The sequence below is a fragment of the Hymenobacter artigasi genome (genome assembly GCF_012275535.1).
In the GTDB taxonomy this organism is placed as follows: Bacteria; Bacteroidota; Bacteroidia; order Cytophagales; family Hymenobacteraceae; genus Hymenobacter; species Hymenobacter artigasi.
Map to the genome: position 1 here is coordinate 210,490 of NZ_JAAVTK010000005.1, position 23,715 is coordinate 234,204.

Genomic DNA, 23,715 nt, shown 5'->3' on the forward strand with positions numbered 1-23,715 from the left:
ATGTTTACTCGCATTGCCAGTGCCTTGCTCGTAGCCGGCCTGCTGGCCGCTTCTGCCCCCGCCGCCCACGCCCAGACCACCGCTGCCAAAAAAGCCGCTGCTGCCAAAGCTGCTGCCGCTAAGACGGCCGCCGCGAAAGCTGCCGCCACCAAGGCCGCCGCTGCCAAAGCGGCTGCCGCCAAAGCCGCCACCACCAAAGCGCCGGCCCCCGTAGCCGCGCCCGTGGCACCCCTCACCGAAGCCCAGGCCAGCGCCGGCGTTAAAGAAGCCCTCAACAAGGGCATTGTAAAGGCCGTGCAGTTCGCCTCGGAGCCCGACGGCTTCAACCTGAACGACGACATTCACATTCCCGTGCCGCCCGACCTGGAAATCGTAAAAAGCACCGTGGGCCGCCTGCCGGGCATGAGCTTGGTGTTCACCCAGCTCGAAACGCAGCTCAACCGCGCCGCCGAGGCCGCCGCGCCCAAAGCCAAGGATATTTTCCTCAACGCCCTGGCCAACATCAGCATCACCGATGCCCTCACGCTGGTAACCAGCAGCTCGACCGATGCGGCCACGCAGTTCCTGCGCAAGTCGACTCAGCAGCAGCTGATTATGGCTTTCCACCCCGATATTGAAACTGCCATCGACCAGGTGGGTGCCGGCCGCGCCTACGCCACCGTGACCGACAAATACAACAAGATTCCGCTCATGACGCCGGTCAACCTCAGCCTGGCCGACTATACCACCCAGAAAGCCGTGGATGGCCTGTTCATCCTGCTGGCCAACGAGGAAGCCAAAATCCGCAAGAACCCCGCCGCCCGTACCAGCGACATCCTCAAGTCGGTGTTCGGCCGCTAGTTTTTCCTGGTAAACGGTACTGAGTAGTCAGTAATCGGATTACCACAAAGGCCCCGCCTGGAATTTCCAGGTGGGGCCTTTTCATTTGTTCCTTCTATTAGAGGCATCGGCTGGCACAGTCTGAATACAGATTACCCAATACCGACTACCTAAAGCCTAGTAATCGTCGCTGTCGAAGCTGCTGCCGCCGCGGCTGCCCCGGCCACTGCTGTAGCCTTCGTCCTCATCATCGTTGTCGTCGGCAAAATCGTCGTCGTCATCGTCGAGGCTGGTGAAGCCGCCGCGGTCTGAGTTTTCGGCGCGCTCGGCTTCCACAAATTCTTCTTCGCTCATGTTGGCCAGGTCCAGCGCCTCGTCATGCGAGGAGCCCGTGTCGGTCCACATCAGGTAATCGGCGTATTTGGCCGAGAGGCGGTCTTCAGTATTGCCAAGGGCGGCAGCGCCGCCTTTCTTGGCGTAGGAGTCCAGGTTATCGTCGTCGTCGAGCAAGTCGTCGTCCAGGTCGTCGTCATCAATCATGGCCGGGGCGGATTAGGTTGAGGTGAGAAATGATGCTTTAATAGGCCGCGAAGATACGGCCGTAGCGGATTTTCGGTTCCATTTCCGCCTCATTGGTGCGGAGAAAAAAGATAAGCTCAGGCTTGGGAATGGGGCTTCTGCCGGCTCGCCAAGACATTATTCCGGGCAAGAAATCAGGGAGTTAAAAGCCCGCAAATGAGCATTACTGGCCGCGTACCGGCTGGAAATCCGTCACCACCAATTGCTCGTCGCAAAAGCTGTACTCGGCCGGCACATTGGAGCTGAGCAGCAGCGTGCGGCCGGCGCGGGTGGCCTGCACGTGCTCCTGGTACCAGGCCACGCCGGTGGTGTCGAGGTTGGTGGTGGGCTCGTCGAGCAGGAGCAGGGGCGCATCGGCGTATAGCGCCAACCCCAGCTTCAGCCGCTGCTTCATGCCCGAGGAAAACTCGCGCACCAGCTGGTGCCGCGCCTTTTCGAGGTACATAATGCCGATAAGCTGGTCAATCGTTACGCCGGGCCGCAGCGGCTTGAACTGCGTGTGAAACTGCAGCATCTCCAGCAGCGTCAGCTCCTCCAGCAGCTCCAGGTAGGGCGCGGCGTAGGCCAGGTGCCGGGGAACGTCCTCCACGGCCAGGGCGCGGCCGGCCAGCGAGTAGGTCAGCGTACCCTCGGTAGTTAGTAGCTGCCCCGAAAAAGTGTTCAGCAGTGTGCTCTTGCCCGCGCCGTTGGGCCCAAGGACGGCCGTAGCGCTACCCGGCCGAAACGTGCGTGTCAGGCCCCGGAAAATCCAGTCGCGCTGGAAGCGCTTGCCCAGGCCGGTGGCGGTGATTTGCAAAGGAGTGATTGGTGATTGAAGCGGTTTGGTAATTTTATAGAGCAGCTGTCATCCTGAGCGCAGCGAAGGACCTTGTCGGGCTTGAACGTTTTGCAGTAACTCATTCGGTGCAAACGTGACAAGGTCCTTCGCTGCGCTCAGGATGACAGCTGCTCTATAAAATTACCAGCCATTAAATGCTACTCCGCCTCGTTGCCGTCGGCCCGGCCGCGCTTGGGGCCCTTGATGATGCCCCGCGTAGCGGCCCGCACAAATTGCAGGGCCAGGTCGCGTTCGGGCGTAGCGGGCAGCTCGCGTTCAATCTGCGTTAGGGCATCGTGGTTGTTCAGGCCGCCAAGGAAGAGGGTGCGGTACAGCTGCTGCACCATGTTGATGGCTTCTTCGGAGAAACCCCGGCGGCGCAGGCCCACCGAGTTGGCCCCGGCGTAGGAGAGGGGTTCGCGGCCGGCTTTCACATACGGCGGCACGTCCTTGCGCACCAGTGAGCCGCCCGAAACCATAGCGTGCGCCCCGATTTTAACGAACTGGTGCACCGCCGACGACCCGCCCACAATGGCGTAATCGCCAATCTCGACGTGGCCCGCCACCTGCACGGTATTGGCCAGAATGCAATGATTGCCAATAATGCAGTCGTGGGCGATGTGCACGTAGGCCATCAGCAGGCAGTAGCTGCCCACCCGGGTTTCGCCCCGGTCCACGGTACCACGATTCACGGTCACGCACTCCCGAATTACGGTATAGTCGCCGATAACGGCAGTGGTCTGTTCGCCGGCAAACTTCAAATCCTGCGGCACGGCCCCAATCACGGCCCCGGGAAATATCTGACAGTTGGCCCCGATGCGCGTCCCGTCCATGATGGTCACATTCGGCCCAATCCAGGAGCCCTCCCCGATTTCGACATCGGCCGCAATGGTCGTAAACGGCTCAACGGTGACGCCCGCCGCGAGGCGAGCAGAAGGGTGAATATAGGCGAGGGGGGAAAGCATTCTTCTTTCAGAAAATTATGAATTATGAATTATAAATTATGAATTGAAAATGGCTTTGCAGACGCTGAAAAGCTATTTTATAATTCATAATTTATAATTCATAATTAAAAACTAAGCGTCTTTGCGGACAATAGCGGCGCTCATTTCGGCTTCGCACACCACTTTGCCGTTCACGAAAGCCTGGCCGCGCATTTTGGCAATGCCGCGCTTGATGGGCGCCAGCAGCTGGCAATGATACACGATGGTATCGCCGGGCAGTACCTTTTTGCGGAAGCGGGCATTCTCGATGCCCAGGAAATACTGCCAGTAGTTTTCGGGGTCCGACACGGTGTTCATCACCAGAATGCCGCCGGTTTGGGCCAAGCCTTCAATCTGGAGCACGCCGGGCATCACCGGGTTGCCGGGGAAGTGGCCCTGGAAGAACGGCTCGTTAATCGACACGTTTTTAACGGCCGTCACCACCTGGTCGTCTAGATGAATGACCTTGTCAATCATCACGAACGGGTAGCGGTGAGGCAGCACCTGCATGATGCGGTTGATGTCCATCACCGGCTCGCGGTTGGGGTCGTACATGGGCACCGGGTTGGTGCGCGACTCCAGCATCTTTTTCTTGATTTTCTTGGCGAAGGCCACGTTGGCGGCGTGGCCGGGGCGGGCGGCCAGAATCTGGCCTTTCAGCGGGCGGCCTACCAGGGCGAGGTCGCCCACTAGGTCGAGCAGCTTGTGGCGGGCGGGCTCGTTTTTGTGGCGCAGGTCCACGTTGTTCAGAATGCCTTCCTTCTTCACCGATACGCGGGGCTTGCCCAGCATTTTGGCCAAGTCCGAGAGCTCATCGTCGCTCACCACGCGGTCCACGACCACGATGGCATTGCTCAAATCGCCGCCGCGAATGAGGTTGTTTTTGTAGAGCATTTCCAGCTCGTGCAAAAAGCAGAAGGTGCGCGACGATGCAATTTCTTCGCTAAACTTGCCAATGTCGTCCAGCGTGGCGTGCTGCGAGCCCAGCACGGGCGAGTTATAGTCCACCATCACCGTGAGGCGATAGTCGGGGAGGGGCAGGGCGGCAATTTCCACACCTCGTGCATTGTCCACGTACCGAATGCTTTCCGGGATTTCGTAGTAGTTGCGCAGCGCATTCTGCTCTTCAAACCCCACCGAAGTGAGGGCTTTGATGAACTCGGCCGACGACCCGTCCATGATGGGCGGTTCGGGGCCGGAGAGCTGAATGAGCACGTTGTCGAGCTGCAGGCCCACGAGGGCCGCCAGGGTATGCTCCACGGTGTTGACGCGGGCCCCGTTCTGCTCGATGGTGGTGCCGCGGCTCAGGTCCACCACGTTGTCCACGTCGGCATCGACGATGGGCTGCCCGGGCAAATCGACCCGTTGAAACTTGTAGCCGTGGCCCACCGGAGCGGGGCAAAACGTCATGGTGGCCTCTACGCCGGTGTGCAGTCCGATGCCGCGCACTGTCACGGGTGCCTGAATGGTGTGTTGCTTGTCGTTCATTCGTATTTTGGTGCTTGGTGCCTGGTGCTTGGTGCCTGGTACTAAGGAAGCAAGACAATCAAGTCTAACTGCCAAGCACCAGGCACCAAGCACCAGGCACTAAGAAGCTGCAAAGCTAGGGCTTTTCCGTCGCGTTTTTCGCCTTCTCCAGCGAGGCCACGCGTTGTTCCAGCTCGGGCAGGCGGCGGAAAACGATTTGGGCGCGCTGGTTCTGCTTAAAGTCGAAGGCCGTGGAGCCTTGCAGGAAGGTGCCTTCCTGCTTCACGTTCTTGCCGATGCCGGACTGCGCGGTGACGGTGGTTTTGTTGGCCAGCATGACGTGGCCGGCCATGCCTACCTGACCCGCCAGCACGCAATAGTCGCCGATTTTGGCCGAGCCGGCAATGCCCGTTTGTGAGGCAATGACGGTGTGCTGGCCGATTTCGACGTTGTGGGCCAGCTGCACGAGGTTATCAATTTTGCTGCCCCGGCCGATGCGCGTGGAGCCCAGCGTGGCGCAGTCGATGGTGGCATTGGCCCCGATGCTGACGTAATCTTCGAGCACCACATTGCCGATTTGCGGAATGGCTTTGTAGGAACCGTCGGGCTGCGGGGCGAAGCCGAAGCCATCGGAACCGACCACGGCCCCGGCCTTAACGACGCAAAACTGGCCAATGACGGTATCGGGATAAATTTTGGCCCCGGCGTGGATAACGCTGCCCGCGCCAATCGTGACCCGGTCGCCGATGTAGGCGTGCGGAAACACCAGCACGTTTTCGCCCAGCTTGCAATTATCACCGATGTAGGAAAACGCGCCCCGGTAGTGGCCGGCCCCAATCTCGGAGCTTTCGCCCATAAACGAAGGCTGCTCCACGCCGCGCTTGCCGGTGCGGGTGGCCTGCGCGTAAAATTCCAGCAGCTGACTGAACGCGGTGTACGGATTTTCGACCCGAATCAGGGCGGGCGTGATGGCGTGTTTCAGCTCCAGCGCCTGGCCCACAATGACGGCCGAAGCACCGGTTTCGTAGAGAAACGGCTCGTATTTGCTATTCGAGAGGAAGGTGAGGGAGCCGGCCCGGGCCTCTTCAATCTTGGCCAGGCTGGAGATGCGCAGGGTGGCGTCGCCCTCCACGGTGCCGCCGAGGACTTCGGCAATTTGCTGAACGGTAAATTCCATAGGGCGAAATTAGTGCCTGGTGCTTAGTGCTTGGTGCCTGGCGTTTGGCTAAAGCTTGTTATAACCCGATGGATTGTTGAAAACCAAGCACCAAGCACTAAGTACCAGGCACCAAATTCTACACAATCTCCTTCGGGTAGCAGATGTAGAATTTCTCCACGCGCTGGCTCAGGGCGCGGATGTTGGGCAGGTCGGAGGCTTCCATTACGTTCACCACGTCGCCTTTTTTGGTCAGAATTTCGATGGGCTCCTGGCTTTCGGCGTTGTAGGCGCTGTTGCTGAGGCGGCCCGAAATCATGAGCAGCTCGGCCTCGGCGGGCGGCAGGTTGAATTTCTCCTCAATCAGCTCGCGGATGCCGAGGCGGAATTCGTCGTCGAACGGCTCGGGGGCGAGCACGATTTTGAGCAGGTTGCGGTGCAGGATGCTCTTGGCAAGGTAGCTGAGCACCACGTCGGGATGCCCGGCCCAGGCCTTGATGGCCGACCAGATGTCGTAATCATCGAGCTCGACAAAATGGCTGAGGATTTTGTCGTTTTTCTCGAACTCGTCCAGGCTCACGGCGCGGCCCAGGAAGTAGCCCAAACAGCTGTTGGCGGGCACTTCCACGCCCTGGCGGGCCAGGTCGCGGGCGCGCTGCACCACCCGAATCACCATCTGCTCGGCCGAGGTCACGGTTTTGTGCAGGTATACCTGCCAGTACATCAGCCGGCGGCTCACCAGGAAATTCTCGACCGAGTACACCGCTTTTTCTTCGAGCACCAGCCGCTCTTCGTGCACGCGCAGCATTTTGATGAGGCGGTCGGCTCCCGGGCGGCCTTCCTCCACGCCGGTATAGAAGGAGTCGCGGTTGAGGTAATCGAGGCGGTCCATGTCGAGCTGGCTGCTCACCAGCTGGTGAAAAAACGGCCGCTTGTAGGTGCCTTTGAACATCTCAATGGCCAAATCGAGCTTGCCGTGAAATTCTTTGTTCAGGCGCTCCATCAGGAACAGCGACAGCTGCTCGTGCGGCACGTCCTGGAAAATAGCGGTTTCGAGGGCGTGGGAGAGGGGGCCGTGGCCCACGTCGTGCAGCAGGATGGCCGCCAGCGCCGCCTCGCCCTCCACGGCCGAAATCTTCACGCCCTTGTCCTTGAGTGTGCGCAGGGCCAGCGACATCAGGTGCATGGCCCCCAGCGCGTGGTGGAAGCGCGTGTGCAGCGCCCCAGGGTACACAAAACCGGTGAGGCCGAGCTGCTGAATGCGCCGCAGCCGCTGGAAATACGGGTGCTCAATCAGGTCAAACAGGAACTCCGTCGGGATGGTGACGAAGCCGTAAACGGGGTCGTTGAAGATTTTTTTCTTGTTCACTTTAGGGTCTTGGGGACTTGGGGTCTTAGGGACTTGGTTTTTTTGCGGGGCCGGTTTGCGGGGCCGGTTTGCGGGGCCGGTTTGCGGGGTGTCTGCCTTACGTTTTTGGCTGACTATCGGGGGCATTTTTTACCTTTTGATAGTAGGCGGTGAGCATGCGGCGCAGCTGGGTAATGCGTTCCAACAGGAGTTCGGCCTGTTCCGAGGGCAGAAAGTTCAGGCCCTGGGCTACCAGAACTTCAGATTCAAGCTCGCTGGCTGAACCCATGGCAATGACGATAAAGCGCAGCAATTCTGGTTTTGAGTTTCGGCCGCAGCCTTCGGCGATGTTGTGCGGCACGGAATTGGCAGCCCGCCGCATCTGGCTGGTCAGGCCGAATAATTCGTCGCGAGGGAAACTTCGCGTCAGTCGATAGACTTCAAGAGTAAGCGTGTAGCTTTCCTGCCAGATTCTTAGCTTGCGAAAGTCGAACATAGCAGCACGAAAAGCCTGGTGCTTAAAAACCAAAAGGCAACATTTGCAGGCGTAGCCCGTCAATGACAGAGCGCGAAGCTACGCCATACGACGGAGCTGACTGCCGCTATTCGTACAGTGTATGCGCAGTTTGCGCCTCTGAACGAAAAACCAAGTCCCTAAGACCCTTAGTCCCCAAGACCCCACTATGCAACAAACCACCATCCTCTGGGCCGACGACGAAATCGATCTGCTCAAGCCGCACCTGCTGTTTCTCAAGGAGAAAGGCTACGACGTAACGCCCGTCAACAGTGGTGCCGATGCCATTGAGGAGATTCAGGAAAAGAGCTACGACCTCGTGTTTCTCGATGAGAACATGCCCGGCTTGACTGGCTTACAGACGCTTACCGAAATAAAGGCCATCCGGCCCACCGTGCCCGTGGTAATGATTACCAAGAGCGAGGAAGAGCACATCATGGAGTCGGCTATCGGCGCGAAAATTGCCGATTACCTGATTAAGCCGGTGAACCCCAGTCAGATACTGCTGTCGGTGAAGAAGGTGCTTGATAACAAGCGCCTCGTGAGCGAGGCCACCAACTCGGGCTACCAGCGCGATTTCCGCCAGCTCGGCATGCAGCTTTCCGACCGCCTCACGCCCGCCGAATGGGCTGATGTGTACAAAAAGCTGGTGTACTGGGAGTTGGAAATCAACGAAACCGAAGGCAAAAGCATGGCCGAGGTCTTCAACATGCAGAAGGACGAGGCCAATACGTACTTCGGCCGCTTCATAACGGAGAGCTACGAGGACTGGGTGAACGGCGACGACAAGGACGCGCCGCTCATGTCGCACCAGCTGTTTAAGGAGCGGGTGTTCCCCACGCTGAAGGCCACCGGCGATACGCCCGTGTACTTCGTACTCATCGACAACCTGCGCTACGACCAATGGAAAGTGCTGGAACCGATTATCACCGAAATGTTTACGGTGGACAGTGAGGAGATGTACTACGCCATTCTGCCGACCACCACGGCCTACGCGCGGAACGCCATTTTCTCGGGCATGATGCCGAGCGATATTCAGAAGAAGTACCCCAACCTGTGGGTGACCGACGACGACGACGAGGGCAAAAACCTGCACGAGGCCGAGTTCATGGAAATTAACTTCCAGAAGAACAACCAGAAGGCCAAGCACAGCTACCACAAGGTGACCAACCTGCAGGCCGGCAAGGACTTGCTGGGTAAAATCAGCAACCTGCACAACAACTACAAGTGCAACGTCATCGTGTACAACTTCGTGGACATGCTCTCGCACGCCCGCACCGATATGGCCATGATTCGGGAGCTGGCCGCCGATGAATCGGCCTACCGCAGCATCACCCGCTCGTGGTTCCTGCACTCGCCGCTGTACGAAATGATGCAGCAGATTGCCGACAAAAAAGGCAAGCTCATTATCACTACCGACCACGGCACCATCCGCTGCAAGCGCCCCTATAAGATTGTGGGCGACCGCAATACGAACACCAACCTGCGCTACAAACACGGCAAGAATCTGGGCTTTGAAGACTCGCGCGACGTGTACGTAGTGCGCAAGCCGGAATCCATTTTCCTGCCCCGTGAGAATGTGAGTACCGCGTATGTGTTCACGATTGGCGACTACTTCTTCGCCTATCCCAACAACTACAACTACTACGTGAACTACTACAAGGACACGTTCCAGCACGGCGGTATTTCGCTGGAGGAATGCATTATTCCTTACGTGACGCTCACGGCAAAAGGGTAGTCAGAACAGCCGGAATTAAACGTAAAAATGCCGCCTCAATCGAGGCGGCATTTTTTGTTGATTAGCCTTGCTGGAGCTCCCCGGTTGTGGTGGATTGGAGTTGCGCGAGTGCTTAAACGCGCCCAAAGTGCACCCGAAAGGTGGCACCCTCGCCCACCTGGCTTTCTACTGCCAGGTGGCCGCCCTGCACCTGCACCAGGCGATTGACGAGGTACAAACCCACGCCGGTGCCTTCGGTGTGGGTGTGGAAGCGGCGAAACAGCTGGAACAGCTCGGCCCCGTAGCGCGCCGCATCAAACCCCAGGCCATTGTCCTTCACCCAGAGCACGGGTTGGTCGTTTTCGAGCCAGAGCGAGCAGTGCACGCGGGACGGGCGGGCGGGATTGGTGTACTTGAAGGCGTTGCTTAGCAGGTTGAGCAGAATGGTGCGCAGGCTGGCCCGGGGGTAGAAGAGCACGGGCCGGGCGCTAAAATCGGTGGTGATGCGGGCGCGGGTGGCGCGCACCTGCGGCTCCAGGGTCTGGAGCACGTCCAGCACCAGGGCCTGCAGGTCCACGGGTTCGGGTGGAGCCAGGGCTACCTGCTGGGCCTGGCCCAGGGCCGCCAGGTCGTCGATGTTGGTACTGAGCTGGCGCAGCGCGTCGTGAATGAGGGGCAGAAGGAGCTGCTCCTCGGCGGGGTCGGCAAAGGTGACGCTGCGGCGGAGCTCAGCAATGAGGCCGGCCAGGTTGTTGACGGGCTGTTTGAGGTCGTGGCTGGAGGCATACACGAAGCTGTCCAGGTCCTGATTGGTGCGGGTGAGTTGCTGGTTGCTCAGGAGCAGGGCGGTATTGGCGTGCTCGATGTCGTGCAGGGCCGTTTGCAGCTGGCCGGTGCGCTCGGCCACGCGGGCTTCGAGCTGCTGGTTGAGCTTGCGCACGGCCAGGTGCGACTTGTGCAGCTCCTGGGACTGCTGCTGAATGCTGAGGTTGGACGTTCGGAGGCGCTCGTTGGCGGTAGCCAGCTCCTGGTTGGTGACGGCCAGGTGGTGGTTGCTGGCATCCAGCTCCTCGTAGCTCACCGACAGCTCCTCGTTGGCGATGGCCAGCTCCTCGTTGGCGATGGCCAGCTGATGCGCCGTGGCCGGCGGCCGGTCATCGGCCTCGGCCAGCTGGCGGGAGCGGACGTGCGCGCTCACGTTGTAGGCAAACAGTAGCACGCCCGTAACCCGGCCCAGGGGGTCGCGCGCGGGCTGGCCGATGAAGTTGAAATGGATGGGCCGGTTCAGGCCGGCGTAGGTGGCGCTGGCATAGGCCCCGGCTTCGTAGCCGTAGCACGGCTCGCCGGTGCGGTAGGCCTCGTTCAGCAAGTCAAAAAAAGGCTGCCCAACCAGCTCCGGCAGGGCCTCGCGCAGGGGCAGGCCGATGAGCTGCCGCTCGCCAAACAGCTGCCGGAAAAGCTCATTGGTCACGGTCACCATGTAGTCGGGCCCGGCCAGGCTGGCCATGCACGCCGGCGCTTGCTGCAGGAGCGTGCGCAGGCGGTGCTCCTCGGAGGGGGCGCGCAGGGGCAGCTCCACCGGGTGGAGCGGCGCAGTGGGAGCAGGAAGTGGCGCAGAATCAGGCATCACGAGGGGAAGAGCGTGCGGGAAAGGTACGCACCAGTTAAGATATAACTGCTGAGCTTTTCCCAGTTTCGGGGCCGAAACTCCTGTTTTCTCCGGTATTTCGTGTCATACATAACGGCCGTGCCCTGTGGTAGTACTTCCGCCCTGGCCGAATGCCGGAAGTCGCCGCTAAATGATTCGGGTGAACGAAATGGAGGCGTATTCTGATTGTTTGCCGGCTGGACGGTTTCGACGGCTTTATAAAACACGGTTTTGCTACCTCGGTCTGCTGCCGGCCAGGTTCATAAAGCAGCAATTCAGTTGCTTGGTGCCCGTGCACAGACGGCCAAGGCAGCGCTACTACCGGGTACCAAACAGCACCGTGCGTCAAAGAACAGTTTTTGGGTTTAGGTACAGCTTATGAGGCCAGCAGGCAGTAGCGCGAACTTTGTAGTTCGCGTCCCCGCGCCGTTAGAACTACGCTGACGGCGCGGGGACGCGAACTACAAAGTTCGCGCTACCTGTACACGAATCTAAAAAATGCTCTAGGCATTGGGTTAAATCAAAAAGCCATGCTGAGCGCAGCCGAAGCAACGCTACCGCTTCGCCTGAACCTTTCCAACGAAGCAGTAGCGTTGCTTCGGCTGCGCTCAGCATGACCTTCTTTTTTCCTGTATTTGTTGTTCGGCAATCACGAATTTAGCGGCCGCCAAATGCCACGTCGTTGTAGCGCAGCTCGTTTTTGAAAGTGCGCAGCTTGGTATCGGCATCGATAATCACGAACTCGATGCCGGCCATCTCGGCGAAATCTTCGAGGTATTCGGCGGTCAGGTTCTGGCTGTAGCCGGTGTGGTGGGCGCCGCCGGCCAGAATCCAGGCGGCTGCGCCGGTGGCCATGTCGGGCTTGATTTTCCAGAGCACGCGGGCCACCGGCAGCTTGGGCAGGTCCTGGGCCGGGAGCACGGATTCCACCTCGTTCACGATGAGGCGGAAGCGGTGGCCCAGGTCCACGATGGTGGCGTTCAGGGCGGGGCCGGCGGGGCAGTTGAAAACGAGGCGGGCCGGGTCGGCCTTGCCGCCAATGCCCAGCGGGTGCACTTCTACTTTCACCTTGCCTTCGGCGATGCTCGGGCAGATTTCCAGCATGTGCGAGCCGAGCACCTGTTCGTTGCCGGGCTCGAAATGGTAGGTGTAATCCTCCATAAAGGAGTTGCCGCCGGGCAGGCCGGCACCCATCACCTTCATGGCGCGCACCAGCGCCGAGGTTTTCCAGTCGCCCTCGCCGCCGAAGCCGTAACCCTCGGCCATCAGTCGCTGCGTGGCGATGCCGGGCAGTTGGGCCATGCCGTGCAGGTCCTCGAAGGTATCAGTGAAACCCTTGGCGCCCTTGTCCTGCAGGAACTGGCGCATGCCGGCCTCGATGCGGGCGGCTTCGCGCAAAGAATCACGCTTCGCACCTCCAGCTTTCAGGTCGGCGGCCAGTTCGTATTCCTGCTCATAGGTGGCCAGCAGCTCGTCAACCTGGGCGTCGCTCACCTCGTTTACCACGGCCACCAGGTCGCCGATACCGTGGGTGTTCACCTCGTAGCCAAACTTAATTTCGGCCTCCACTTTGTCGCCATCAGTCACGGCCACGTAGCGCATGTTGTCGCCGAAGCGGATGAACTTGCCGCCCTGCCAGTCGGCCCAGGCGCAGGCCACGCGGCTCCAGATACTCAGGCGCTCGTGCACGGCCGCGCTCTGCCAGTGGCCCACCACCACCTTGCGCTTAATGCCCATGCGCGCCCCGATGAAGCCAAACTCCCGGTCGCCGTGCGCCGATTGGTTGGTGTTCATGAAGTCCATGTCGATGTCGGCCCACGGAATGTCACGGTTGAACTGGGTGTGCAGGTGGGCCAGCGGCTTCTGCAGAATCTTCAGGCCGTTAATCCACATTTTCGCGGGCGAGAAGGTGTGCATCCATGCAATAAGGCCCACGCAGTTTTCGGCCGTGTTGGCCTCTTGCATCAGCTTGTATATCTCCTGCGGCGACTTCAGAATGGGCTTATAAACGATTTTGATGGGCAGCTTGGTGCCCAGCTCCCGGGCGATTTCCTGCGAGTGGCGGGCCACTTCTTCCAGGGTTTCGGGGCCGTAGAGGTGCTGGGTGCCGGTGATGAACCAGGCTTCGTAGTGGGTGAGGTCAATCATGGTTTAGAGTTGTAGCGTGGACTCTGCGAGTCCGCGCATGGATGGTTGGATGGGCATGTGGTGCAACACGCGGACTCGCAGAGTCCACGCTACATCACGACTGTCCGTAGTAGGAATTCGCGCCGTGCTTGCGTTCGTAGTGCTTGCGAATCAGGGCATCTTTCAAGCGGGGCACCTCGGGCCGCAGGGTGCAGCTGAGGTAGGCCATGCGGGCAATTTCTTCGAGCACGGCACTGTTGTACACGGCTTTATCCACCGTTTTGCCCCAGGTGAAGGGGGCGTGATTGGCCAGCAGCACCATTTCCACTTCGGTGGGCGAGAGGCCGCGCCGCTGGAATTCGTTGAGGATTTGCCAGCCGGTCTGGTGCTCGTAGTCGCCGGCAATCATAGCGTCGTCCATCGGCGGCGCGCAAGGCACGTCGGCCGTGAGGTGGTCGGCGTGGGTGGTGCCCAGAATCGGAATATCGAGCTGCGCCTGGGCCCAGGCCGTGGCGTAGGTGCTGTGCGTGTGCACGATACCGCCGATGTGGTCCCAATGACTATACAGCACCGCGTGGGTTTTGGTGTCCGAGCTGGGCCGTTTTTCGCCTTCCAGCACATTGTTGGCGAAGTCGAGAATGACGATGTCCTCCGGCTTCAGCAGCTCATACGGCACGCCGCTGGGCTTGATGGCGAACACGCGCTTCTCGCGGTCCACCACGCTGGCGTTGCCGAAGGTGAAAAGCACCAGCCCGAGTTTGGGCAGCTGCATGTTGGCGTCGTAGCACGCCTGTTTCAGGTCCTGGTATTGGCTCATTAGGCGGAGTGTAGCGTGGACTCTGCGAGTCCGCACGTGGCTGGTTCTGATTCATTCACTCGCGGACTCGCAGAGTCCACGGTACTTTCCACGAACTTTCCGAACGCCTGGTACTGCGCGTAGCGGACCTGGTAGTCGGCCACGCGGGCGGGGTTAGGCGTGTAGGATTCGGCAAAGCCGCTGCCCATTCTCTTCTGCGCGGTGAGCACATCGGGGTGCACGCCCGCGGCCACGGCGGCGTACATGGCCGCGCCCAGCGCGGGTGCCTGCTCCGACATCGCAATTTTGATGGGGCGGTCGAGCACGTCGGCCAGCGTTTGCATCACAAACTGCGACTTTTTAGCCACGCCGCCAATGCCGATGACCTGCTTCACAGGGATGCCTTCGGCCTCGAACCGCTCCACAATCTGCTTCGAGCCGTAGCAAATGGCCTCGACCAGCGCGCGAAAAATCTGCGGGGCGCTGGTGCCCATGGTCAGGTTCATCAGGGCGCCTTTCAGCGCTTGGTTAGCGTCGGGCGTGCGGCGGCCGTTTACCCAGTCCAGGGCCAGCACGTGCGACTCTTCGGGGTCAACGGCGGCGGCGGCTTCGCTGAGCTGTATCAGCAGCGCGTCGCTCATTTCCTCGCGCAGGGCAGCCTGCAATTCGGGCGTCAGCACCTTTGACTGGGGCAGCACGTGATGCAGCGGCCACTCCATGATGTTGCGGAACCAGGCCAGCAAGTCGCCGAAGGCCGACTGCCCGGCTTCCAGGCCCAGCATGCCGGGAATCACGGACCCGTCTACCTGCCCGCAGATGCCGGCCACCAGGTGGCTGCCCACTTCGGCGGTGGGCGCCACCACGATGTCGCAGGTGCTGGTGCCCATCACCTTTACCATGAAATAAGCTTCAATTTCGCCCGCTACGGCACCCGCATGCGCATCGAACGAGCCCACTGCTACCACCGTGCTGGTGGTCAGGCCCAGGCGTTGCGCCCACTCTTCGCTAAGCGTGCCGGCCACTTGGTCGGCGGTGTAGGTTTCTTCGAACAGGCGGCTGCGTAGGCCGGCCAGCTTGGGCTCCAGCTGCGTCAAAAATTCTTCCGACGGCAGGCCGCCCCAGCTTTCGTGCCACATGGCCTTATGCCCGGCGGCGCAGCGGCTGCGCTTGAAGGTGGCCAGTTGCTGGCCGGTCAGCAGCAGGGTCAGCCAGTCGCAGTGTTCCATCCACGAATGGGCAGCCTGCGCCACGGCGGCGTCTTCGCGCAGGATGTGCACAATCTTGGCCCAGAACCACTCCGACGAGTAGATACCGCCCTCAAACTTGGTGTAGTCCTCGCCACCCCAGGTGCGCGCCTTATCGTTGATTTCGGCGGCTTCGGCCAGGGCCGTGTGGTCTTTCCAGAGCACAAATAGGGCATTGGGGTTCTCGGCAAACTCGGGCAGCAAGCCTAGGGCCACGCCCTCGGCGTTCACGGGGCCGGGGGTTGAGCCGGTAGTGTCCACGGCCAGGCCCACAATCTGGGCGGCCGGCACCTGCCGGGCCACCTGGCGCACGGTGGCTTCCAGTCCTTCGATGTGGTCGAGCGGGTGCTGGCGGAATTGGTTTTTGGCCGGGTTGCAGTACTGCAGGGTTTTCCAGCGGGCGTAGTAATGCACGGCCTGGGCTACTTCGGCACCAGTAAGGGCATTCACTAGCAGCGCCCGCACGGAGTCGGTGCCGTAGTCGATGCCAATGACGTACGCCGTATCAGAAGGATGGTCTTGCACGATAATGGGTGGTTATAAGTTAAATTCGTTTGTCATGCTGAGCGAAGTCGAAGCATCCTCTCACCGCTGAAAGAATCGTTCTGACGTAATAAGGTCCTTCGTTGCACTCAGGATGACAGGCGAAGCGGCAGAGATGCTTCGGCTGCGCTCTGCATGGCGGTCTAGTACACTTGGGGCTTACTTCCGCACGCCGAACTGGTAGCTGGTGGTGGAATGCAGCGTTTCGCCTGGTTTCAGCACGGTGCTGGGGAATTCAGCTTGGTTGGGCGAGTCGGGGAAGTGCTGGGTTTCGAGGCAGAAGCCCGCGTGCTTGCCGTACTGGGTGTTGCCTTTGCCCGTGAGCGTGCCGTCGAGAAAATTGCCGGTGTAGAACTGGATGCCGGGCTGGTCGGTGGTAACATCCATGGTGCGGCCCGACGCGGGGTCGTACACGGTGGCGGCCAAATGCTGGCCGCTGGTTTGGTTCAGCAGCCAGTTGTGGTCGTAGCCGCCGGGCACCTGGGCAATCCGCTCGCCAATGGCGTGGGGCGTGATGAAGTCGAAGGGCGTACCGCGTACGGGGCGCAGCTCGCCGGTGGGTATCAGGCCGGCGTCCACCACGTTGTAGCGGTCGGCCGGAATGGTAACTTCATGGGCCATGATGTCCTTGCTGGTGCCGTGGCTCAGGTTGAAGTAGGCGTGGTTGGTCAGGTTCACCACCGTGGCCTTGTCGGTGGTGGCGGTGTAGTCAATTTTGAGGGCGTCGTCGTCGGTGAGGGTGTACACCACGGTCACGTTCAGGTTGCCGGGGTAGCCTTCTTCGCCGTCCTTGCTCAGGTACGTCAGCTTTAGGGTGGGGCCATCGGCCGAGGTGCCGGGCTCGGCGTTCCAGACAACCTGGTCGAAGCCGATTTTGCCGCCGTGCAGCGTGTTTTCGCCGTTGTTGGTGACCAGCTGGTAGGTCTTGCCATCGAGCGTAAACCGGCCCTTGGCAATGCGGTTGCCGTAGCGCCCTATCAGCGCGCCGAAGTAAGGGGTCGACTTGCGGAAGGCCGCGCTCTGGTAGCCGCTCACGTCGTCGAAGCCGAGCACCACCTCGCCCAGCTTACCGTTTTTATCGGGCACTTGCAGGCCCGTCACGGTGCCGCCAAAGTTGCTGATGGTGGCTTTCAGGCCGTGCGCATTCGTGAGTGTGAACAGCTTGACTTCGGTGCCATCGGTGGTTTTGCCAAAGGAGGCCGACGTGGGCATGCCCGCCGCAACGCCAGCACTGGCGGTGGCGGTGGAGTCGGAGGCCGTGTCAGCGGATTCGCTGGTTTTGGTGGTGGTGGTTTTCGATTCGCAGCTGGCCAGCAGCAGAGCGCCCGAGAGGCCCGCTGTCAGCAAGCTAAAGTGGTGGGGTTTAGACATCGGAAAGTGAGTAAAGCAGAAAAAAATGGGAGGTAACGCGTTACAGCACCGGCAGCTTCTGGCTGAGCAGGCCCTGCCCCTTGTGCACCTGCACCAGGTAGATACCCGGAATCAGGCCGGTTTCCACGCTCAGGCGCGGCTGGCGGCCGGCAAACCGTTGGCGGAAGACGCGCTGGCGCTGTATGTTAAAGATTTCAACTGTCACACCGGCGGCACCGGGCCCACGATAGAAGAGGGGTAGCTGATGCTGTCGAGCCGGCCGGTGGCCACGCCTGCTTTGGGCTGGTCGAAGCCGGCGGGCCCTTCCTTCACCGTGGGCTGCGCCAGCGCAGCATGAGTAGCCAGCAGGACAAGGCCGGCCAGCAGGGAAAGTTGTTTTCTCATCAGTGGAATGGATTTATGAAGCGGTTTGGGGAATAACACAGAACAGTCATGCTGAGCGCAGTCGAAGCATCTCTACCGCTTCGTTGCAACAGCATTGAGTGCTACTGCACGCGAGATGCTTCGACAAGCTCAGCATGACCGTTCTTTCGGTTGCCTTAGTCAATCGTCTTAGTCGCGCCCGTCAGCAGCACGGTGGCTTGCTGCACGCGGCCGGCCTGCACCGCCGACGCCAGCGGCTGGCCGCCGCCCACGAATACCTGCACCTTTTCGGCCAGCTCCACTCGCCGGGCCTGCGCATCGAGGCGCGAGAGCTGACGAGGCGTCAGGGTAAAGGTCACCGTCTTTTTCTCGCCGGCTTTCAGGCTCACGCGCCGGAAGCCTTCCAGGGCGTGCCGGGCCACGCGGCCGGTGGCGCCGGGGTGCCGCACGTAGAGCTGCACCACTTCGTCGCCGGCGCGCTGGCCGGTGTTCTGCACCTGCACGCTCACGCTGATAGGCTGGCCGGTCACAGGCTTCGAGAGCACCTTTAAGCTGCTGTACTGAAAGGTGGTGTAGCTCAGGCCGTGGCCGAAGGGATACAGCGGCTCGCCGGTGAAGTAGCGGTAGGTACGGCCGGCCATGCTGTAGTCGTCGAAGGCCGGCAGTTGGGTTTCCGACTTGTAGAACGTCACCGGCAGGCGACCAGCGGGGTTGTAGTCGCCAAAGAGCACGTCGGCCAAGGCCGTGCCGGCCGACTGCCCGCCGTACCAGGCCGTGAGCAGGGCCGGCAGGTGGGCCGCCTCCCAGGGCGTGGCCAACGCGCTGCCCGACATCAGGGCCAGAATCACCGGTTTGCCGGAGCGGTGCAGCACCTTCAGCAGGTCGGTCTGCACCTGGGGCAGGCCGATGGTGGTGCGGTCGCCGCCCCTGAAGCCGGGCACTTTTACGTTCATCTCCTCCCCTTCCAGCTTGGGCGAAATGCCGCCGACGAACACGATGGCGTCGGCGTCCTTCACCTGGGCCAGGATGTTGACCGCGTTCATGGGCACCACCTTCGCGCCGGTGAATTTGAGGATGGTGCGGCGGTCAACCTGCAGGTATTCCAGGCGCAGGCGCAGCGGCTGGCCGGCCGTCACATCAAGGATGTGCTGCCTGGTGGAGAACCCGCGCCCGGCCCAGGCATCGATGACCAGCTTGTCGTCCACGAACAGGCGGTAGCCGTCGTCGCCCGAGATTTGCAGGGCCAACTCCTCGGTTTTGGCGGGCGTGAGTGTGGCCTGGTAGCGGGCCGAAAAGTTCTCTGCCAGCAGGCCGGGGGCCACCTCCATCTTCACGTTGGCGAGGTAGCGGTCGAGGGCCGTTTCCTGGCGGGTGGCCAAGGCCGGGCCCTCCAGGGTGATGCCCTTGAAGTACTCGGCCTGAAAGCCTGGCTGGCCGTTATAGGCCAGCTGCTTGCCCAGGTCGAGCGGTTCGTACACCACGTTGCTGGCGTAGTCCACGCCCTGAATGTAAACCACTTCCGTGCCCGGCCCCACCTTGGCGCGGATGCCTTCGAGCGGCGTCACGATGTCGGTGGGAAAGCCGTTGTAGTTGCCCAGCTGCACGCTTTCGTTGTCGGCGTTGGGGCCGAGTACGGCGATTTTGCGCAGGTTTTTGCGCAGCGGCAGGGTGTTCTTCTCGTTCTTGAGCAGCACTACCGACTCGCGGGCCATGCGCAGGGCGTGGGCCTGGTGAGGGGAGCTTTCCACCACGCTCAGCGGGATTTGGGCGTATTTCACGCGCTCCACCGGGTCGAACATGCCCAGCTGAAACCGGATTTTATAGAGCCGCTTCACCGACACGTCGAGCTGCTTTTCGGTGATGAGCCCTTTCTGCACCGATTCGAGCAGCGAGTTGTAGGTGAAGAGCTTGCCCGTGGCGCACTCAATATCAGTGCCGTGCAGCACGGCATTGGCGGCGGCGGTGGCCGCGTCGGGGTCGGTTTTATGGTGCTGCCAGAAGTCGTTGATGCCATCGCAGTCAGAGGTCACGTAGCCCTTGAACTGCCACTGCTTGTAGAGAATGTCGTTCATCAGCTTGTCGCTGCCGCAGCAGGGCTGGCCGGCGTAGGCGTTGTAGGCGCACATCACGCCGGCTACTTTGGCGTCCACAATCAGGTCGCGGAAGGCGGGCAGGTAGGTGTCCCACAGGTCGTAGTCGCTGATTTGGGCGTTGTACTCGTGGCGCGACGACTCGGGGCCGCTGTGCACGGCGAAGTGCTTGGCGCAGGCCGTTATTTTCAAATACTTTAGGTCGTCGCCCTGGAAGCCCCGCACCAGCGCCGAGCCCAACTGGCCGGTCAGGTAGGGGTCTTCGCCGTAGGTTTCCTGGCCCCGGCCCCAGCGCGGGTCGCGGAAGATGTTGATGTTGGGCGTCCAGAACGTGAGGCCCTGGTAGATGCCGCGCTCGCCGCGCCGCACGTATTCCTGGTGCACGGCCCGCGCCTCGTCGGACGTCATGGTGGCCATGGTCAGCATGGCATCCTTATCGAAGGTAGCGGCCATGCCGATGGCCTGCGGGAATACGGTGGTTTTCAGGCCGGTGCGGGCCACGCCGTGCAGGGCCTCGTTCCACCAATTGTAGGCCGGAATGCCCAGCCGGTCGATGGCCGGCGAGGCGTTGAGCATCTGCGACACCTTTTCGGGTAGCGTGAGGCGGCCCACTAGGTCATCAACGCGCTGGTCGACGGGCAGGTCGGGGTTCTGGAACGGGAACTCGGCGGCCGGGCGCGGGGCCGGGGCCACGGGCGGCGCTTGGGCCCCGGTGGTGAGCAGGAACAGGCCGAGTAAAGCAGTAGCAAGTTTCATAAAGGGGGATTCAATCAGTTTTTAAAGCATTTGCATGGGCAATCTGAACTGTAGGGGCGGGGCCTTCCCCCGCCCGTCGTTCGCGCCGTTGCAACGATTCCGTTCAACGAAGGGCGGGGGCAGGCCCCGCCCCTACATCGTTCACTCAAACCGCACCCAGTCCACCTCCACGGCCGCCCCGAACTTCGGCGCCACGTACAGCGCGTGGGTGCCCGGTCGGAATGCGGTTACCGGCATCTTCACGTCCTGCCAGGCGCCGCCCTTCGGCAGGGTGACCTCCGCCACCACCGGTCCCGTCGCGTTATCGAGGCGGATTTGCAGGGTGGCCCCGGTTGCGGAAGCGCCCCGCAGCACCACGGCTTTCGGCTTTTGCGCCCCAAACGACACCCCATTGTACTGCACCCAGCCGCCGGTGCCGAACACGGTTTTCCAGCCCCCAAAGGTGTTGGCCGTGTCCAGGAAGGCGATGGCGGCACCCTGGGTGCTCAGGCGACTGTAGCGGTCGAGCTGGATTTTCTGCCGGGCGTCGGTCAGCCCCACGCCGCGCAGGGTGGGCGTCACCTTCCGAATGGAGCCATCGGGGGAAAAGGACAGGCTATCGAGCCGAATCGAGCGGTTCTTGTCGAATTTCGGCGACAAGTCATTGCTATGGTAAAACAGGTACCACTGGTTTTTGAACGTGATGATGGATTGGTGATTGGTCCAGCAGCCCGTCGGCGACTCATCCATAATCACCCCGCGCACCGTGAACGGGCCCAACGGCGAGGTGCTGGTGGCGTATTCGAGCCGCTCGGTCTTATTGGCGACGTGCGGGTAAGTCAGGTAATAGATTCCCTTCCGCTCAAACACGTACGGCCCTTCCTTCAACCTCTTGGTGGGCAGCTCGCCCAGGGTTTTGGGGGCCTCGGCTAACTCCAGCATGTTGGGCTTCAGCTTCGCCCCGTAGATATTGCCCTGCGACCAGTACAGATAAGCCCGGCCGTCCTTATCCATAAACACGTTGGGGTCGATGCCGCGCACGTCGGCAATGGGCTGGGGCTGGGGCACGAACGGGCCGGTGGGCTTATCGGCCACGGCCACGCCGATGCGGAAGCCCCGGCCGCCAGTGGTATCCTGGGGGGTAGCGGGGAAGTAGAAATAGTATTTGCCGTTGCGCAGCACGCAGTCGGGTGCCCACATGGCGTAGCTATCGGGCTTCACCCAGGGCACCTTGTTTTGGGTGACGATGACGCCGTGGTCGGTCCAGTCGGTGAGGTTGGCGGAGGAAAAGGCGTGGTAGTCCTCCATCACAAACCAGCCGGCGCGCCCGTGGCCCGGGGTGGCCCGAATGTCGTGCGAGGGGTAAACGTACACCCGGTCGCCGAACACCCGCGCCGTAGGGTCGGCAGTGAACTGGTTGGTGATGAGTGGATTTTGGGCGCGGGCGGGCTGGAGTCCAAGCAGGACCAGCGCGGGTATGAGCCAGGTTTTTACGGTTTGGGTCATGGAGAGCAAGGATATGCGGGCAGGATGTTCTGTCTCGATTGAGTGCTGGCTGGTCGCCCTCCGAAAACCTCACCCCCTGACCCCCTCTCCAAAAAAGAGGGGGCACCGGTTCGGGAAGACGATTCTGGTAGCATGCGCTTTAGCTTGTGCGGAGTCCGACCGAATTTTTCAATCAAGCAAAATCATGTTTTATCGGGCATTTCCGGTGCCCCCTCTTTTTTGGAGAGGGAGTCAGGGGGTGAGGTTTTTGGAGGGCGACAAGACCATTATTCAATCCGGAAGTAGTCGAAATCGGCGTACCCGCCCACCGACTCGGTGGCGTAGGTGAACAGGCTGAAGCGGTAGCCCATGAAGTGGGGCAGCGTGTAAGCCATTTTCAGCGGGCCGCCCACCGGCTGCCACGCCTTGCCATCGAGGCTGTAGAAGAAGGTGGCCACATCCTTCCGGTCCTGAAAATCGCAGGCTATTTTGAAGTACACTTTGTCCTGCGTCAGCGGCAGGCGCTGCAGCTCCACGGGCTTTTCCGACTCGGCGCTGACCATCACGATGGCCTTGGCGCCGTTGCGCATCTGCACGCCCACCAAGCCGTAGCGCCGCTGCAAGACCCCGAGGCCGGCAAAGTCCCCGTCCTTCAAGTGGGCCACATCAATAGCCGTGGTGCCAGTGCAGGCCGGGCCGATGGTGCGCTGGGTGAGCGTGTTGCGGACCAGCACAAACGACGTATCGACGCGGCCGGTTTTCAGGCGCAGGTAGCCCTTGCACTCGGTCACGGACCAGAATTTGTTATCGGGGTTGTGGTTCCACTGCCAGACCAGCGGGAGCGCCGGCTCGCCCGCCCGGCGCGTGAATTCATCCGAGGCCACGATGCCCGGAATGAGGGAGGTGTTTGCCGGCAGCGGCAGCGTCTCGGGAACCTTACCAGCTGGATTGCCCAGCACCGGCCAGCCGTCGGCCCACTGCACCGGCACCAGGTACGGGATGCGGCCCACGGCCCCGTTGTCGCGGAATAGGTAGGCGTACCACTTGCCGTCGGGCGTGTCGATGAGGCCGCCTTGGGCCACGCCGAGGTCCTGCAGGGCCACCCGGCCCTCGTAGGGGCCGGTGATTTTATCGGCCCGGTGCATCAGCACGGTGCGCATGCCGTTTTTGGGCCACACGATGTTGAACAGGTAGTACTTGCCGTTGACCTTGAAGAGCTGCGAGCCCTCGGCCACCAGATTGATATTGGGCCCGGCCGGGGCGCTGGCATTCTCGATGATGACCTGCGAGCTGGTGCCCGGCTTCAGACTCGACGCATCGGCCGTGAGCTCGGCCAGCTGCAGCTTGCCCGAGCCATACACCATGTACACGCGGCCATCGTCGTCGAAAAACAGGGAATGGTCGTGCAGGCTGGGGCGGAAGGAAACGGCTTTCCAGGGCCCTTTTTCGATGTTTTTGGTGGAATAGACGTGGGTGCGGCCGGAGGTCTGGGCGAAGGTGCTCACGTAGTAGGCACCCTGGTGATAGCGCAGGCTGCTGGCCCAGGAGCCCCGACCGTAGGTGCTTTTGCCGTTAGCTAGGGTCATGGCGTCCACGCTGGTCAGGGTGTCGTAGGCGTAGCTCACTAGCTTCCAGTTCACCAAATCCGTCGATTTCATGATGGGCACGCCAGGGCTCAGGTGCATGGTCGTGCTGCTCATGTAGTACGTTTTGCCCACCCGAATCATGGCCATATCCGGCACGTCGGCATAGATGAGGGGATTGTGAGCCGTCGGGGCCTGGGCCCGCGCAGCCGGCCCAGGCCCCGACAGACTCAGCCCGGCCAGCAGCAGCAAGAATATCTTCATGGTTAACAGTGGTAGTTGGGGCATTTGAACCTGGTTAGGCCCGGCTAAATGGGCTCGAGCTCCTTC

Annotated in this window: 19 protein-coding genes; 2 read left to right on the forward strand and 17 right to left on the reverse strand. The window is 61.2% G+C overall.

From position 1 onward, the window contains the following. Complete coding sequence (locus HBN54_RS10790) at positions 1-840, forward strand: DUF4197 domain-containing protein (protein ID WP_168673200.1); 840 nt, start codon at positions 1-3, stop codon at positions 838-840. Between the two features lie 156 nt (positions 841-996). On the opposite strand, the gene HBN54_RS10795 is transcribed toward HBN54_RS10790, so the two are convergent. The 7 genes from HBN54_RS10795 to HBN54_RS10825 form a co-directional block, all read right to left on the reverse strand. After that, positions 997-1,359, reverse strand: coding sequence for a hypothetical protein (locus HBN54_RS10795; protein WP_168673201.1), 363 nt, complete (start codon positions 1,357-1,359; stop codon positions 997-999). Between the two features lie 202 nt (positions 1,360-1,561). Continuing rightward, positions 1,562-2,194 (reverse strand): ABC transporter ATP-binding protein, encoded by a 633-nt coding sequence (locus tag HBN54_RS10800; protein ID WP_168673202.1) that lies wholly within the window; start codon positions 2,192-2,194, stop codon positions 1,562-1,564. Positions 2,195-2,373: 179 nt separating this feature from the next. Then, a complete protein-coding gene (lpxA, locus tag HBN54_RS10805) occupies positions 2,374-3,180 on the reverse strand; it encodes an acyl-ACP--UDP-N-acetylglucosamine O-acyltransferase (RefSeq protein WP_168673203.1) in 807 nt (268 codons plus the stop codon). Positions 3,181-3,291: 111 nt separating this feature from the next. After that, positions 3,292-4,686 (reverse strand): bifunctional UDP-3-O-[3-hydroxymyristoyl] N-acetylglucosamine deacetylase/3-hydroxyacyl-ACP dehydratase, encoded by a 1,395-nt coding sequence (locus HBN54_RS10810; protein WP_168673204.1) that lies wholly within the window; start codon positions 4,684-4,686, stop codon positions 3,292-3,294. A gap of 115 nt (positions 4,687-4,801) precedes the next feature. Next, the gene (gene lpxD / locus HBN54_RS10815; protein ID WP_168673205.1) at positions 4,802-5,842 is read right to left on the reverse strand and encodes a UDP-3-O-(3-hydroxymyristoyl)glucosamine N-acyltransferase; all 1,041 of its coding nucleotides are present in this window, start codon (positions 5,840-5,842) and stop codon (positions 4,802-4,804) included. A gap of 118 nt (positions 5,843-5,960) precedes the next feature. Then, complete coding sequence (locus HBN54_RS10820) at positions 5,961-7,190, reverse strand: HD domain-containing protein (protein ID WP_168673206.1); 1,230 nt, start codon at positions 7,188-7,190, stop codon at positions 5,961-5,963. A gap of 97 nt (positions 7,191-7,287) precedes the next feature. Continuing rightward, positions 7,288-7,665 carry a four helix bundle protein gene (locus HBN54_RS10825; RefSeq protein ID WP_168673207.1) on the reverse strand — a complete coding sequence of 126 codons (378 nt, stop codon included), beginning with the start codon at positions 7,663-7,665 and terminating at the stop codon, positions 7,288-7,290. 187 nt (positions 7,666-7,852) lie between these two features. Between HBN54_RS10825 and porX the strand changes: the two genes are divergently transcribed. Then, positions 7,853-9,421: a T9SS response regulator signal transducer PorX gene (gene porX, locus HBN54_RS10830; RefSeq protein ID WP_168673208.1), complete on the forward strand. Its 1,569-nt coding sequence runs from the start codon at positions 7,853-7,855 to the stop codon at positions 9,419-9,421. A 112-nt stretch (positions 9,422-9,533) separates the two neighbouring features. On the opposite strand, the gene HBN54_RS10835 is transcribed toward porX, so the two are convergent. From HBN54_RS10835 to HBN54_RS10880, 10 genes are all read right to left on the reverse strand, one after another. Then, positions 9,534-11,027: a PAS domain-containing sensor histidine kinase gene (locus HBN54_RS10835; protein ID WP_168673209.1), complete on the reverse strand. Its 1,494-nt coding sequence runs from the start codon at positions 11,025-11,027 to the stop codon at positions 9,534-9,536. Positions 11,028-11,705: 678 nt separating this feature from the next. After that, positions 11,706-13,196, reverse strand: coding sequence for an L-arabinose isomerase (gene araA / locus HBN54_RS10840; protein ID WP_168673210.1), 1,491 nt, complete (start codon positions 13,194-13,196; stop codon positions 11,706-11,708). 94 nt (positions 13,197-13,290) lie between these two features. Continuing rightward, a complete protein-coding gene (locus HBN54_RS10845; protein ID WP_168673211.1) occupies positions 13,291-13,992 on the reverse strand; it encodes an L-ribulose-5-phosphate 4-epimerase in 702 nt (233 codons plus the stop codon). Beyond that, a complete protein-coding gene (locus tag HBN54_RS10850; protein WP_168673212.1) occupies positions 13,992-15,740 on the reverse strand; it encodes a ribulokinase in 1,749 nt (582 codons plus the stop codon). Before HBN54_RS10850 ends, HBN54_RS10845 begins: the two co-directional genes overlap by 1 nt. Positions 15,741-15,917: 177 nt before the next feature. Then, on the reverse strand, positions 15,918-17,129 hold the full coding sequence (locus tag HBN54_RS10855) for an aldose epimerase family protein (RefSeq protein WP_168673213.1): 1,212 nt from the start codon (positions 17,127-17,129) through the stop codon (positions 15,918-15,920). Between the two features lie 40 nt (positions 17,130-17,169). Next, complete coding sequence (locus tag HBN54_RS10860; protein WP_168673214.1) at positions 17,170-17,334, reverse strand: hypothetical protein; 165 nt, start codon at positions 17,332-17,334, stop codon at positions 17,170-17,172. After that, a complete protein-coding gene (locus tag HBN54_RS10865; protein ID WP_168673215.1) occupies positions 17,331-17,513 on the reverse strand; it encodes a hypothetical protein in 183 nt (60 codons plus the stop codon). Before HBN54_RS10865 ends, HBN54_RS10860 begins: the two co-directional genes overlap by 4 nt. A gap of 155 nt (positions 17,514-17,668) precedes the next feature. Next, entirely contained in the window at positions 17,669-20,338 is a 2,670-nt protein-coding gene (locus HBN54_RS10870; protein ID WP_168673216.1) for a glycoside hydrolase family 3 C-terminal domain-containing protein, read from the reverse strand. Between the two features lie 141 nt (positions 20,339-20,479). Beyond that, positions 20,480-21,823 (reverse strand): family 43 glycosylhydrolase, encoded by a 1,344-nt coding sequence (locus HBN54_RS10875; RefSeq protein ID WP_168673217.1) that lies wholly within the window; start codon positions 21,821-21,823, stop codon positions 20,480-20,482. 266 nt (positions 21,824-22,089) lie between these two features. Next, positions 22,090-23,649: a glycoside hydrolase family 43 protein gene (locus HBN54_RS10880; protein WP_168673218.1), complete on the reverse strand. Its 1,560-nt coding sequence runs from the start codon at positions 23,647-23,649 to the stop codon at positions 22,090-22,092. Positions 23,650-23,715 lie beyond the last annotated feature (66 nt).